This window comes from Sphingomonas sp. GW821-FHT09E03 (assembly GCF_059416225.1).
Map to the genome: position 1 here is coordinate 528806 of NZ_JBWKOS010000001.1, position 12694 is coordinate 541499.

Sequence of the window (12694 nt, forward strand, 5' to 3'; positions counted from 1 at the left end):
CCAGCGGACGCTGGGGTGACGAACAGGCAGGTGTGACTAGGCCGCCACCAGCCCGTCGATCGCCCCTTGCAGGATGTGCGCGGCGGCGAGGTTGTCGATCCGCTCGGCGCGCTTGGCGCGGCTCATGTCCTGTTCGATCATGAACCGCTCCACCGCCACCGTGGACCAGCGCTCGTCCCACAGCAGCATCGGCAGGCCAAGATCGAGCAGGTTGCGCGCGAAGGCGCGGGTCGACTGGCTGCGCGGGCTTTCGCTACCGTCGAGATTGATCGGCAGGCCGATGACGAGACCTTTGACATGCTGCGCGGCGATCAGCGCGACCAGCGCCGCCTTGTCCTTGGTGAACTTGCTGCGACGGACAAGCTCGGCAGGGCTGGCGAAGCTCCAGCCGGCGTCGCACAGCGCGGTGCCGATCGTCTTGGAGCCGACATCGAGCCCGATCAGGCGGCCGCCGGCGGGCAGCACCGCGCGAAAGGCGGCAAGGTCGGTGGTGATCATCGTCTTTTCCTCGGCGCCGCAGCGGTGAACGCCGCCAGCCGGCGGCCCGCATCGGCGCGCACGTTCGCCCAGAACAGGCTGTAGTCGTAGACGTGGTAGTTGTTACCCGGCAGCACGTAATTGCCGAGATCGGGCGCGGCGCCGATCAGCAGCAGCCCGCGGGAATCGCACCGTGCCGGCACCGTGCCCGGCCGGATCGTCGCGGTGGCGAGATCGGCGGACGGGTAGAGCGTGCCGAGATTGGCGGTGGCCGGCGCCGCCGCGCCGGCGCTGCCGGTCAACGGGTTGGTGCAGACCATCGCCGTGTGCTTGCGCGGGCGACCGTCGAAGCCGCGGGTCTGGTTGTAGGTATCGACGATCAGCGACGGATCGGCGGGTTCGGCGAAACTCTCCCATGACAGCAGGCAGCCCGGCTGGTCGGGCGCGGTGCAGGCGGGCAGGCCGAGCGCGGCGAGATCAGTCGCGGCGGATACCGGCCAGCCGACCACATAAGCGGCGACGATCCGCCGGGCGAGCGGCGTGCCCGCCACCTTCTCGCGCAGCAGCCGGGTGAGGTGGAGCGCGCCCTGGCTGTGGCCGGCAAGGATGATCGGGCGGGTGGGGCCGATCTCGCGCAGGAAGGCGTCGAACGCCGCCGAGACGTCGCCATAAGCGAGATCGAGCGCGCGATTGGCGTCGGCGACGCTGGTCAGGAATGCGCCGAACGTCGCCTGCCGGTAGCGCGGCGACCAGATGTCGCCGGCCTCGTTGAACGCGCTCGCCTGGCCGCGCAGGAAGATCGCGGCGCGTGCGTTGGTCTCGGCATCGTCGAGCGCGGCGTTCCAATGGTCGCGGCCGATGTACGAGGTCGGGTGGATGAAGAACACCGCCGCGACCGGCTTGGCCGCCGGCTGGTAGCCCGGCGGCGTCCAGCGGGCGGGGTTGTTGGCGATATCGGGACGGGCGATCCACATCCTAGGGTCGTCATAGGCGGCCGAGGCGACGCCCGGCTGCGGGCGGAACGCCTCGCTTGGCACCAGTGCCATCCGCATGAGCTGCGGACCATACAGTCGATAGGCGAGCGCGCCACCGATCACGAGCACGATCAGCAACGCGATCACGTAGAGAAAACGCCGGGCCATCGCCCGATCATGTGGACGAGGCCGCTGCGCGAGGCAACATGAGGTTGCGCGGTCACGAGCCGCGGTGCTAGCCGCGGGCCATGTCCGTAGACACCACCACCGTGAAGAAGGTCGCCGCGCTCGCGCGCATCGCGATCACCGATGAGGACGCGGCCCATCTCGTGCCCGAGCTCAATGGCATCCTCGACTGGATCGAGCAATTGGGCGAGGTCGACACCAGCGGCGTCGAGCCGATGACCGCCGTCATCCCCAACCATCTGCGCCTGCGCGACGACGTCGTTACCGACGGCGGCATCCGCGACGCGCTGATGATCAACGCCCCCCAGGCAGAGCACGGCTTCTTCACCGTGCCCAAGGTGATCGAATAATGAACCAGCTCACCGATCTGGGCATCGCCGCGATCCGCGACGGCGTGCGCCTCGGCAAATTCTCCGCGGTCGAAGTCGCCGACGCCTTCGTCGTCAAGGTCGCCCAGGCCAAGCCGCTCAACGCCTTCCTGGTCGAGACCCCCGAGCATGCGCTCGCCGCCGCGCGCGCCGCCGACACGGCACGCGCGGCGGGCGAGACGCTCAAGCCGCTCGCCGGCGTGCCGATCGGGATGAAGGACCTGTTCTGCACCAAGGGCGTCGCCACCACCGCGGCGAGCCACATGCTCGAAGGCTTCACCCCACCGTACGAATCGACGGTGTCGCAGAATCTGTGGGACGCGGGCGCCGGCATGCTCGGCAAGCTCAACATGGACCAGTTCGCGATGGGCTCGTCGAACGAGACATCCGCGTTCGGCAACGTCATCTCGCCGTGGCGCCGGGCCGACGGCGGCAACGCGCCGCTCGCCCCGGGCGGATCGTCGGGCGGCAGCTCGTCGGCAGTCGCGGCACGGCTGTGCCCGGGCGCGACCGGCACCGACACCGGCGGCTCGATCCGCCAGCCCGCCGCGTTCACCGGGATCAGCGGCATCAAGCCGACCTACGGCCGCTGCTCGCGCTGGGGCACGATCGCGTTTGCCTCCAGCCTCGACCAGGCCGGGCCGATGGCGCGCGACGTGCGCGACTGCGCGATCATGCTCGAGGCGATGGCCGGGTTCGACGCCAAGGATGCGACCTCGCTGCAGCTCGACGTGCCGCAGTGGGAGCGGGGCCTGTCGGGCAGCATGGCCGGCAAGCGCGTCGGCATCCCCAGGGAATATCGCGTCGACGGCATGCCCGAGGAGATCGAGGCGCTATGGCAGGCCGGGATCGACTGGCTCAAGGATGCCGGCGCCGAGATCGTCGAGGTGTCGCTCCCTCACACCAAATATGCGCTGCCGGCCTATTACATCATCGCGCCCGCCGAGGCCTCGTCCAACCTCGCGCGCTATGACGGCGTGCGCTATGGCCTGCGCGACCTCCCCGATGGCGCCGGGCTGCAGGACATGTATGCCGCGACCCGCGCCGACGGCTTCGGGGCCGAGGTCAAGCGCCGGATCATGATCGGCACCTATGTGCTCTCGGCGGGCTTTTACGACGCCTATTACACCCAGGCGCAGAAGGTGCGGACGCTGATCGCGCGCGACTTCGACAATGCCTGGGCGAGCTGCGACCTGCTGCTCACCCCGACCGCGCCGTCGGCGGCGTTCGCGCTCGGCGAGAAATCGGCCGATCCGCTGGCGATGTACCTCAACGACGTGTTCACCGTGCCGAGCTCGCTCGCCGGGCTGCCGGCGATGAGCGTGCCGGGCGGGCTCGACAAGGCGGGGCTGCCGCTCGGGCTGCAGATCATCGGCAAGGCGCTCGACGAGCAGGGCGTGCTCAATGCCGGCCTCGCAATCGAGGAACGCGCCGGGTTCACGGCGCGGCCGCAGGCGTGGTGGTAGACTGGTCGTCGCTCAAGTGTTACCTTGGGTAACACGGGAGTTTTTACTCATGAACGCGCATTCGCCGATCACCGAGACCGCCGACGGCAAGATGACCAGCAAGGGGCAGGTGCTCATTCCCAAGGCATTGCGGGACCGGGCCGGTATCGCACCCGGGGGTGAGATCACCGTAGGCCTCAACGCGCAGAATGAGATAATGGTGCTGCCCCGTGCCGCCGCGGAAACGCCGGAGCAACGGCGCGCGCGGATCCGCGCGGCGCTTGAATCGGTGCGCGGCACGCTCGACACGGGTTTCGCCACGACGGACGAATATATGGACTTCATCCGACCGCATCGGCTCGAGGATTGGTGATCTTCGTCGACACCAATGTGATCCTTGATGTCTTGCAGGATGACCCGCATTGGGCCGATTGGTCGGTGGATCAGCTAAGCGAGGCAGGGCAACGAGGGCCAGTCATCGTCAACGCGGTGGTGGTGGCCGAGCTCAGCCGCGACTATGCCACACTGGCTGAGTTGCATCGTGCGATCACGCCTTTTGCGCTGTCGATCGAGCCGCTGTCCGATGCCGCCGGCTTCGTTGCCGGTCACCGGTTTGTTGCGGCACGGCGAGATAAGCCTCAAGCGCCCAAGCGACCGTTGCCCGACTTCTTCATCGCCGCTCACGCGCTGACGCTTGATGCCACCCTGCTGACCCGCGACCCCAGCCTCTACCGCCGCTATTTCCCCGACCTTCCCCTTATCACACCCGAGACCCAGCCATGACCGAGACCAGCTATCGCATCCAGGGCGCCACCGGCGAGTGGGAGGTCGTGATCGGCCTCGAGGTTCACGCGCAGGTCACCTCCAACGCCAAATTGTTCTCGGGCGCGGCGACCGAATTCGGTGCCGAGCCCAACACCCAGGTCAGCCTGGTCGATGCGGCGATGCCCGGCATGCTGCCGGTGCCCAACGGCGAGTGCATCCGCCAGGCGGTGCGCACCGGCATGGCGATCGACGCCAAGATCAACAAATGGTCGCGGTTCGATCGCAAGAACTATTTCTACGCCGATCTGCCGCAGGGCTATCAGATCAGCCAGCTCTACCATCCGCTGGTGGGCGAGGGCGCGATCGAGATCAGCCCCGACGACAAGAACCCCGATGCCACCAAGGTGATCGGCGTCGAGCGCATCCATGTCGAGCAGGACGCGGGCAAGCTGATGCACGATCAGCATCCGACGCGTTCCTATGTCGATCTCAACCGCTCGGGCGTCGCGCTGATGGAGATCGTCAGCCGCCCGGACATGGCCTCGCCCGCCGAAGCGGGGGCGTATCTGCGCAAGCTCCGCGCGATCCTGCGCTACGTCGGCAGCTGCGACGGCAACATGGAAGAAGGCTCGATGCGCGCCGACGTCAACGTCAGCGTGCGCAAGGCGGGCGAGGAGCTTGGCACGCGGACCGAGACCAAGAACGTCAATTCGGTGCGCTTCGTGATGGCGGCGATCGACTATGAGGCCAACCGCCAGGTCGAGGTGATCGAGGCCGGCGGCAAGATCGTCCAGGAAACGCGCCTGTTCAACGTCGAGAGCGGCACCACCCGCTCGATGCGCTCCAAGGAAGACGCGCACGACTATCGCTATTTCCCCGATCCCGATCTGCTGCCGCTGGTGCTCGAGGACGATTTCCTCGAGGCCTGCCGCGCGTCGCTGCCCGAGCTGCCCGACGCCAAGCGCAAGCGCTACGAGGGTCTCGGCATCTCGCCCTATCAGGCCGAGGTGTTGACCGCCGAGGTGGAGGCGGCGCGCTGGTTCGACACGCTGCTCGATGCCGGCGCCAAGCCGGTCGCGGCGGCGAACTGGACGACGTCGGAGCTGTTCGGCGCGCTCAACCGCACCGGGCGCGACATCGCCAACTCGCCGGTAACGCCTGAACAGGCAGCCGAGCTGCTGGCGCTGGTCGCCGACGGCACGCTGTCGGGCAGCCTCGCCAAGCAGGTGTTCGAGGTGATGCTCGAGACCGGCGACGCACCGGGCAAGATCGTCGAGGATCGCGGGCTCAAGCAGACCAGCGACACCGGCGCGATCGAGGCGGTGATTGCCGAGGTGATGGCCAAGAGCCCGAACCAGCTCGAGCAGTATCGCGGCGGCAAGGAGGCGTTGTTCGGCTTCTTCGTCGGCCAGACGATGAAGGCGATGGGCGGCAAGGCCAATCCCGCGGTGGTCAACGCGCTGCTCAAGAAGGCGCTGGCGGGGTGATGGTCGCCGGGATGACGGACGAGAGAAGGCGCACGATGATCCAGGCTGTTCGAACCCTCCTAGCGGCGCTGGCGCTGAGCGGGACATCCGTCGCCGCGCAGCAGGTGGCCAGCCCGCTGCCGCGCGTCGCGCTCGACACTACTGCGGGCCGCATCGTGATCGAGGCCGATACGCAGCACGCGCCGATCACCGCGGGCAATTTCCTCAAATATGTCGACGGCAAGCGGCTCGACGGCGTCACCTTCTACCGCACGGTGAAGGTGCAGGACCGGTTCGGCTTCGTCCAGTTCGGCACCAACGGCGATTCCAAGCGGGTATTGCCGCCGATCAAGCACGAGCCGACGACGCTGACCGGCCTGCATCACACCGAGGGCACGATCTCGGTGGCGCGGTTCGAGCCCGGCAGCGCGCGCGGCGATTTTACCATCAGCGTCGGCGACCAGAGCGCCGCCCTCGATGCCGATCCGAGCAAGCCGGGCGACAGCCTCGGCTATGCGGCGTTCGGCCATGTGGTGGAGGGGATGGACCATATCGTCGCCATTCTCGACGGCCAGGTGTCGCCGACCGCGACCGTGCGCGGCTCGTTCAAGGGCGAGGTGCCCGAGACGGCGGTGAAGGTGGTGTCGGCACGGCGGGTGCCGTAATTCAAGGCGATCGACCTACGAGGGTCGCCATCCGGGCGCATCGGCCAAGACGGGGGCGGCCGTACACCGCCCCGCGCCACGGTCACTGGGCGTCGAGGTCCTGGTTCTTGACCACGCCGCCGCTGCCGGCGGTGCCGTCATATTCGCCGGTGTCGGTCATCCCCGACGGCTCGGGGCCGCCTTCGCCGCGGGCGACGGCATCGGCACGCGCCTCGACGATCTGCTCGATATCGCTGCGCGGATCGGCGCGCTCGGCGGCGGGGCTGTCCGGGTTGCTCTCGGGCGCCTCGTCGGGGAGGCTGTCGGGATGGGGGTCTGAAGCGCTCATGGTCATCCTTAAACGTTGGCCTTAGATTTCGGCGGGCTGCGCGGTGCCCGGGTCGCCGGGGAAGGTGCCGGGCGAGGGCTGGTCGAAGTCGGGGGCCGGCGGGTTGAGCTCGGGCGGCGGCGCCTCGGGCTGCACGGGCTGGCTCGGGGCCGGGGTCTCCGGTGGCGGCTGGGTAGCCATGGCGTCTTCTCCTTCGCCCTATCAACGTTCCGGATCGGCAGCGGTTGCCTCGCCGCTTGCTCCCGCGCTACACGCTGGTATAGACGCGCGCCGAACGGCGGTCCTGTGCGGGCGTGGCGGAATTGGTAGACGCAGCAGGTTTAGGTCCTGCCATCGCAAGATGTGGGGGTTCGAGTCCCTTCGCCCGCACCAGTCCCGCTGCCGCCAGCGGGACGGCTAGCCCAAAACGATTTTCTCAAGATTGAAGGCCGAACATGCAGACTGTCGAGACGCTGAACGAGGGCCTGAAGCGGGCCTATACGCTGACCTTCACCGCCAAGGACATCGATGCCAAGGTGGATGCCGAAGTGAAGCGCGTCGCGCCGCAGATCAAGATGCCCGGTTTCCGCCCCGGCAAGGTGCCGATCAACCTGGTGCGCAAGATGCACGGCGAGGCGCTGACCCAGGATGCGCTCAACAGCGCGATCCAGCAGGGCGTCCAGCAGCTGATCGCCGACAAGCAGCTGCGCCCGGCGATGCAGCCCTCGGTCGAGCTCGGCCCTGATTACGCGCCCGGCAAGGATGCCGAGGTCAAGGTCGAGCTGGAAGTGCTCCCGACCGTGCCGGCGCCCGCGATCGACTCGCTCAAGCTCGAGCGCCTGACCGTGCCGGTCGCCGACGAGCTGGTCGACGAGCAGCTCCAGAAGTTCGCCGATCAGTCCAAGAAGTGGAATGACGCTGACGACAAGGCCGCCGAGATGGGCGATCTCGTCACCGTCGATTTCGTCGGCAAGACCAGCGATGGCGTCGCCTTCGACGGCGGCACCGGCACCGACATGGGCGTCGAGCTCGGTTCGGGCCGCCTGATCCCGGGCTTCGAGGATCAGCTGGTCGGCGTCACGCTCGGCGAGGAGAAGGTGCTCAATGTGACCTTCCCCGAGGATTACGGCGCCAAGGAGCTCGCCGGTCAGGCCGCGACCTTCGACATCACCGTGAAGAAGATCCAGACCGCCGGGGAGAGCGCGATTGACGAGGATCTCGCCAAGAACCTCGGCCTCGAGAGCCTCGAGCAGCTCCGCGGCCTGGTGAAGGGCCAGATCGAGCAGGAGCATAACGGCCTCACCCGCACCCACATGAAGCGCAAGCTGCTCGACCAGCTCGCCGAGGGTCACGACTTCGAAGTGCCGCCGTCGATGGTGGAAGCCGAGTTCGCGCAGATCTGGCAGCAGCTCGAGCATGAAGCGACCCATGAGGAGGATCCCGCCGCGGCGCTCGCCGAGATGGAGTCCGAGCGCGCCGACTATCGCAAGATCGCCGAGCGCCGCGTCCGCCTCGGCCTGCTCCTCTCGGAGATCGGCCAGGCCAATGGCGTCGAGGTCAGCCAGCAGGAGATGAACCGCCTGATCGCGCAGGCCGCGCAGCAGTATCGCGGCGAGGACCAGCAGCGCTTCATCCAGTACGTCCAGCAGGAGCCGATGGCGGCTGCCCAGCTGCGCGCGCCGCTGTACGAGGACAAGGTCGTCGACTTCCTGTTCGACAAGGCCGAGGTGACCGATCGCGAGACCAGCCGCGAGGAACTGGAAGCCGCGATCGAGAGCGAGGACGGTTTCGCGACGGGTACCCACAGCCACGATCACGACAACCACAAGCCGAAGAAGGCCAAGAAGGCCGCGGCCGAGGGCGACGAGGCTGCCGCCAAGCCGAAGAAGGTCGCGGTCAAGAAGCCGGTAGCGCAGGACCAGAATGCCGGCGCCGAGGTAGAGCCGGCCGAGACCGCTCCCGCCAAGAAGCCTGCCGCCAAGAAGAAGGCCGCGCCGGTCGAGGCAGAGGCCGCCGTGACCGAATCGTCGCCGGTCGCCGCTGAAGCCGCCGAGGGCACCGAGGCTGCCGACGCCCCCGCCAAGAAGCCGCGCGCCAAGAAGGCCGCCGCTCCCGAGGCATAAGCGGATCGGGGAGGCGGGCTTGGGCTCGCCTCCCTGCCACCGGCACCGCGGCCATGTTACGGGTGACCGGGGTGGCTTGTCGGGCCGGCACCGATCCCGCACAACCAGCCTCTGCCGACCACAACGGGACCCGATCAGACGTGACCGAACCGACGATCGCCGTCCTTCTGCCCTGCTATAACGAGGCTGCCGCGATTGCGCAGACCGTGGCCGGGTTCCGCACCGCGCTGCCCGGCGCCGCCATCTACGTCTACGACAACAATTCCACCGACGGCACCCGCGAGGTCGCCGCCGCCGCCGGCGCGATCGTTCGCCGCGAGCGCATCCAGGGCAAGGGCAATGTCGTCCGCCGGATGTTCGCCGACGTCGATGCCGACATCTATGTGATGGCCGATGGCGATGCCACCTATGATGCGGATTCCGCGCCGGCGCTGGTCGCGCGACTGCTCGAGGAACAGGCCGACATGATCGTCGGCAGCCGGATCGGCGAGGCGGTCGCCGCCTATCGCCGCGGGCATCGGCTGGGCAATGCGATGCTCACCGGCATGCTCGCGCGGCTGTTCGGCCGCAGCTTCACCGACATCCTGTCGGGCTATCGAGTCTTCTCGCGCCGCTTCGTCAAGAGCTTCCCGTCGCTGTCGTCGGGGTTCGAGATCGAGACCGAGATCAGCGTCCATGCGCTCGAGCTGAAGATGCCGTGCGGCGAGGTGGAGACGCCTTATTATGCGCGGCCCGAAGGCTCGGCGTCCAAGCTCAGCACCTATGGCGACGGCTGGCGCATCCTCACCACCATCGTCACGCTCTACCGGATCGAGCGGCCGTTGCTGTTCTTCGGCGCCATCGGCCTGGTGCTGGCGCTGATCGGCGTGATCCTCGGCATCCCGCTCGCGGTGACCTATGCGCGCACCGGGCTGGTGCCGCGCTTCCCGACCGCGATCCTGATCACCGGGCTCGGCATCGTCGCGGCGCTATGCTTCTTCGCCGGGTTGATCCTCGACACCGTGGTGCGCGGCCGCCGCGAGGTGAGGCGGCTCGCCTATCTCGGCCTGCCGGCGCCCGGCGGCGCCCGCTGACGCCGCCGCGTTCGTCACGCGCCGTCGCGTTCCGGCCGCGGCTTCGCGCAACCCGGGCTTGAACTCGTCACGCCAAGCGCCGATGTTGGTTCCCATCCAGGGCATAAGAGAGATTTTCATGCATAATCCGTTCGAGACCGGCGACTTCATGAGCCCGATCGCGCATGCCGGCCTCGGTTTGCAGCAGACCCAGGCGGGTCTGGTGCCGATCGTCATCGAGCAGTCGAATCGCGGCGAGCGCTCGTTCGACATCTTCAGCCGCCTGCTCCGCGAGCGCATCATCTTCGTCACCGGTGGTGTCGAGGATGGCATGGCCTCGCTGATCACCGCGCAGCTGCTCTTCCTCGAGTCCGAGAACCCGAAGAAGGACATCTTCATGTACATCAACTCGCCGGGCGGTGTCGTCACGGCGGGCATGGCGATCCATGACACGATGCAATACATCCGCCCGCGCGTCGGCACGGTGTGCATCGGCCAGGCCGCCTCGATGGGCTCGTTCCTGCTCGCCAGCGGCGCGCCCGGGATGCGCGTCGCGCTGACCAACGCCCGGATCATGATCCACCAGCCGTCGGGTGGCGCCCAGGGCATGGCCTCGGACATCGAGATCCAGGCGAAGGAAATCCTGCGTATCCGTGCCCGGATGAACGAGCTCTACGCCCAGTACACCGGCCAGCCGATCGACGAGATCGAGCGCCGGATGGATCGCGACACCTTCCTCGAGGCGAACGAGGCCAAGGCCTTCGGCCTCGTCGACGAGGTGTTCGATCGTCGCCCGACCCCGGCGGAGGATGCCGCCCAGGCGGCTTAACCGACGTGGGTGCGCGCCCCGCCGATTCCGTTAGGGACGTTTGGGCGTTGTAGTTTGCGTATCGGCCGGGCTACCATGCCCGGCCTCACCCCGCAGGATTGCCTGCGACAAGGAAGTTTGAATGACGAAACTGAGCGGTGGCGACTCCAAGAGCACCCTCTATTGCTCGTTCTGCGGCAAGTCGCAGCACGAGGTCCGCAAGCTCATTGCCGGCCCCACCGTCTTCATCTGCGACGAGTGCGTGGAGCTGTGCAACGACATCATCCGCGAGGAAACCAAGTCCGCGCTCGTCTCCAAGAAGGACGGCGGCGTGCCGACCCCGCTGGAGATCTGCAACGTCCTCGACGATTATGTGATCGGCCAGAAGCAGGCCAAGCGCGTGCTCTCGGTGGCGGTGCACAACCATTACAAGCGCCTGAACCACGGCGCCAAGGGTGCCGACGTCGAGCTCGCCAAGAGCAACATCCTGCTGGTCGGCCCCACTGGCTGCGGCAAGACGCTGCTCGCGCAGACGCTCGCGCGTATCCTCGACGTGCCGTTCACCATGGCCGATGCGACGACGCTGACCGAGGCCGGCTATGTCGGCGAGGATGTCGAGAACATCATCCTCAAGCTGCTCCAGGCCTCCGACTATAACGTCGAGCGGGCGCAGCGCGGGATCGTCTATATCGACGAGATCGACAAGATCAGCCGCAAGGCCGAGAACCCGTCGATCACCCGCGACGTGAGCGGAGAGGGCGTGCAGCAGGCACTGCTCAAGCTGATGGAAGGCACCACCGCGAGCGTGCCCCCGCAGGGCGGCCGCAAGCATCCGCAGCAGGAATTCCTGCAGGTGGACACGACCAACATCCTGTTCATCTGCGGCGGCGCCTTCTCGGGCCTCGAGAAGATCATCGGCGATCGCCTTCAGGGCAAGTCGATCGGCTTCGGCGCGCATGTCGCCGCGCCGGACGAGCGCCGCACCGGCGAGATGCTGCGCGCCACCGAGCCCGAGGATCTGCTCAAGTTCGGCCTGATCCCCGAGTTCGTCGGCCGCCTGCCGGTGATCGCGACGCTCGAGGACCTCGACATCCCCGCGCTGGTCAAGATCCTCAGCGAGCCCAAGAACGCGCTGGTCAAACAGTATCAGAAGCTGTTCGAGATGGAGGAGGTCGAGCTCGGCTTTACCGACGATGCGCTGGTCACGGTCGCCAAGAAGGCGATCGAGCGCAAGACCGGCGCACGTGGGCTGCGTTCGATCCTCGAGGCGATCCTGCTCGACACCATGTTCGACCTGCCTGGCATGGACGGCGTCGACGAGGTGATGATCGACAAGGACGTGATCGAGGGCCGCAAGGAACCGATCCGCGTCTACGCCGAGAAGAAAAAGGCCGGCGACGCTGCCTGATAATGGCGGCCGTCATCTAGATCTGTCCTCACCCTGCCGCGGCCTTGCCGCTTCCTCTCTCTCCCCGTGGGAGAGGGAAAAGACGGCAGAGCCGGTGAAGGGTGAGGGCAGCATTCTGATCTCGTCCAGGCACCACGCATGATCAGCCCCGCCTGGCTCCCCGGCCGCGGCCCGCTGCGCGTGCTTCCCGGCCTGCTGTTCCGCACCGAGCGGATCTGGCTGCAACTGATCGTCGCCTGGGCGCTCGCGCTCGGCGGCAGCATCCTGCTCGGCACCGCGGTCGGCGCGCTGGTTCCCCATGCCGAGCAGCCGGATTTCGGCCATGCCTCGTCGGGCGTCGTCTTCACGTTGATCGTGCTGTTCAGCCCGGTGGTCGAGACGATCATGATGGGCGCGGTGGTGGCGCTGCTGATGCGCTTCATCGCGGCATGGCAGGCGGTGCTGGTCAGCGCCGCGCTGTGGGGCGTGCTCCACAGCCTGTCGACGCCCACTTGGGGGCTGGTGATCTGGTGGCCGTTCCTGATCTTCTCCACCGTGTTCGCCACCTGGCGGCCGAGCGGCTTCTGGCGCGCGGCCGCGCTGGTCGCGGTGATTCACATGGCGCAGAATATCGGCCCCGCCACCGCGATCGTGCTCAACCGCTGATCCGC

15 protein-coding genes and 1 tRNA gene are annotated in these 12694 nt (G+C 67.6%); 12 read left to right on the forward strand and 4 right to left on the reverse strand.

What is annotated here, in order from left to right:
* Nucleotides 1–36: 36 nt before the first annotated feature.
* A complete protein-coding gene (gene ruvX / locus AC07M8_RS02855; RefSeq protein ID WP_495172897.1) occupies nt 37–498 on the reverse strand; it encodes a Holliday junction resolvase RuvX in 462 nt (153 codons plus the stop codon).
* Nucleotides 495–1619 (reverse strand): DUF3089 domain-containing protein, encoded by a 1125-nt coding sequence (locus AC07M8_RS02860; protein ID WP_495172898.1) that lies wholly within the window; start codon nt 1617–1619, stop codon nt 495–497. Before AC07M8_RS02860 ends, ruvX begins: the two co-directional genes overlap by 4 nt.
* An 80-nt stretch (nt 1620–1699) precedes the next feature.
* On the opposite strand from AC07M8_RS02860, the gene gatC reads away from it, so the two are divergent.
* Genes gatC through AC07M8_RS02890 form a run of 6 tightly spaced genes read left to right on the forward strand, consistent with a single transcriptional unit; the run spans nt 1700 to nt 6346 of the window.
* Nucleotides 1700–1987 carry an Asp-tRNA(Asn)/Glu-tRNA(Gln) amidotransferase subunit GatC gene (gatC, locus tag AC07M8_RS02865; RefSeq protein WP_267396902.1) on the forward strand — a complete coding sequence of 96 codons (288 nt, stop codon included), beginning with the start codon at nt 1700–1702 and terminating at the stop codon, nt 1985–1987.
* Nucleotides 1987–3471 (forward strand): Asp-tRNA(Asn)/Glu-tRNA(Gln) amidotransferase subunit GatA, encoded by a 1485-nt coding sequence (gene gatA, locus AC07M8_RS02870; RefSeq protein ID WP_495172899.1) that lies wholly within the window; start codon nt 1987–1989, stop codon nt 3469–3471. The genes gatC and gatA overlap by 1 nt, the downstream gene beginning before the upstream one ends.
* Before the next feature lie 49 nt (nt 3472–3520).
* A complete protein-coding gene (locus AC07M8_RS02875) occupies nt 3521–3823 on the forward strand; it encodes an AbrB/MazE/SpoVT family DNA-binding domain-containing protein (protein ID WP_495172900.1) in 303 nt (100 codons plus the stop codon).
* On the forward strand, nt 3820–4233 hold the full coding sequence (locus tag AC07M8_RS02880) for a type II toxin-antitoxin system VapC family toxin (protein WP_495172901.1): 414 nt from the start codon (nt 3820–3822) through the stop codon (nt 4231–4233). The genes AC07M8_RS02875 and AC07M8_RS02880 overlap by 4 nt, the downstream gene beginning before the upstream one ends.
* The gene (gene gatB, locus AC07M8_RS02885) at nt 4230–5702 is read left to right on the forward strand and encodes an Asp-tRNA(Asn)/Glu-tRNA(Gln) amidotransferase subunit GatB (protein ID WP_495172902.1); all 1473 of its coding nucleotides are present in this window, start codon (nt 4230–4232) and stop codon (nt 5700–5702) included. The genes AC07M8_RS02880 and gatB overlap by 4 nt, the downstream gene beginning before the upstream one ends.
* A 35-nt stretch (nt 5703–5737) precedes the next feature.
* Nucleotides 5738–6346: a peptidylprolyl isomerase gene (locus AC07M8_RS02890; protein WP_495172903.1), complete on the forward strand. Its 609-nt coding sequence runs from the start codon at nt 5738–5740 to the stop codon at nt 6344–6346.
* A gap of 82 nt (nt 6347–6428) precedes the next feature.
* On the opposite strand, the gene AC07M8_RS02895 is transcribed toward AC07M8_RS02890, so the two are convergent.
* Complete coding sequence (locus AC07M8_RS02895) at nt 6429–6674, reverse strand: hypothetical protein (protein WP_495172904.1); 246 nt, start codon at nt 6672–6674, stop codon at nt 6429–6431.
* Nucleotides 6675–6695: 21 nt separating this feature from the next.
* The gene (locus AC07M8_RS02900; RefSeq protein ID WP_267396909.1) at nt 6696–6854 is read right to left on the reverse strand and encodes a hypothetical protein; all 159 of its coding nucleotides are present in this window, start codon (nt 6852–6854) and stop codon (nt 6696–6698) included.
* A 107-nt stretch (nt 6855–6961) separates the two neighbouring features.
* On the opposite strand from AC07M8_RS02900, the gene AC07M8_RS02905 reads away from it, so the two are divergent.
* From AC07M8_RS02905 to AC07M8_RS02930, 6 genes are all read left to right on the forward strand, one after another.
* Nucleotides 6962–7046, forward strand: a tRNA-Leu gene (locus tag AC07M8_RS02905).
* A gap of 62 nt (nt 7047–7108) precedes the next feature.
* Nucleotides 7109–8776 carry a trigger factor gene (tig, locus tag AC07M8_RS02910; protein ID WP_495172905.1) on the forward strand — a complete coding sequence of 556 codons (1668 nt, stop codon included), beginning with the start codon at nt 7109–7111 and terminating at the stop codon, nt 8774–8776.
* Nucleotides 8777–8916: 140 nt separating this feature from the next.
* Entirely contained in the window at nt 8917–9849 is a 933-nt protein-coding gene (locus AC07M8_RS02915; protein ID WP_495172906.1) for a glycosyltransferase family 2 protein, read from the forward strand.
* Nucleotides 9850–9967: 118 nt separating this feature from the next.
* The gene (locus tag AC07M8_RS02920) at nt 9968–10657 is read left to right on the forward strand and encodes an ATP-dependent Clp protease proteolytic subunit (RefSeq protein WP_495172907.1); all 690 of its coding nucleotides are present in this window, start codon (nt 9968–9970) and stop codon (nt 10655–10657) included.
* Between the two features lie 121 nt (nt 10658–10778).
* Nucleotides 10779–12044 (forward strand): ATP-dependent Clp protease ATP-binding subunit ClpX, encoded by a 1266-nt coding sequence (gene clpX, locus AC07M8_RS02925; protein ID WP_267396912.1) that lies wholly within the window; start codon nt 10779–10781, stop codon nt 12042–12044.
* 138 nt (nt 12045–12182) lie between these two features.
* A complete protein-coding gene (locus AC07M8_RS02930) occupies nt 12183–12689 on the forward strand; it encodes a hypothetical protein (RefSeq protein WP_495172908.1) in 507 nt (168 codons plus the stop codon).
* The last annotated feature ends 5 nt before the right edge of the window (nt 12690–12694 follow it).

Bases quoted from the DNA above. Each gene is read 5' to 3' on its own strand.
- ruvX (WP_495172897.1), bottom strand. From the start codon at position 498: ATGATCACCACCGACCTTGCCGCCTTTCGCGCGGTGCTGCCCGCCGGC.
- AC07M8_RS02860 (WP_495172898.1), bottom strand. From the start codon at position 1,619: ATGGCCCGGCGTTTTCTCTACGTGATCGCGTTGCTGATCGTGCTCGTG.
- gatC (WP_267396902.1), top strand. From the start codon at position 1,700: ATGTCCGTAGACACCACCACCGTGAAGAAGGTCGCCGCGCTCGCGCGC.
- gatA (WP_495172899.1), top strand. From the start codon at position 1,987: ATGAACCAGCTCACCGATCTGGGCATCGCCGCGATCCGCGACGGCGTG.
- AC07M8_RS02875 (WP_495172900.1), top strand. From the start codon at position 3,521: ATGAACGCGCATTCGCCGATCACCGAGACCGCCGACGGCAAGATGACC.
- gatB (WP_495172902.1), top strand. From the start codon at position 4,230: ATGACCGAGACCAGCTATCGCATCCAGGGCGCCACCGGCGAGTGGGAG.
- AC07M8_RS02890 (WP_495172903.1), top strand. From the start codon at position 5,738: ATGATCCAGGCTGTTCGAACCCTCCTAGCGGCGCTGGCGCTGAGCGGG.
- AC07M8_RS02895 (WP_495172904.1), bottom strand. From the start codon at position 6,674: ATGAGCGCTTCAGACCCCCATCCCGACAGCCTCCCCGACGAGGCGCCC.
- AC07M8_RS02900 (WP_267396909.1), bottom strand. From the start codon at position 6,854: ATGGCTACCCAGCCGCCACCGGAGACCCCGGCCCCGAGCCAGCCCGTG.
- tig (WP_495172905.1), top strand. From the start codon at position 7,109: ATGCAGACTGTCGAGACGCTGAACGAGGGCCTGAAGCGGGCCTATACG.
- AC07M8_RS02920 (WP_495172907.1), top strand. From the start codon at position 9,968: ATGCATAATCCGTTCGAGACCGGCGACTTCATGAGCCCGATCGCGCAT.
- clpX (WP_267396912.1), top strand. From the start codon at position 10,779: ATGACGAAACTGAGCGGTGGCGACTCCAAGAGCACCCTCTATTGCTCG.
- AC07M8_RS02930 (WP_495172908.1), top strand. From the start codon at position 12,183: ATGATCAGCCCCGCCTGGCTCCCCGGCCGCGGCCCGCTGCGCGTGCTT.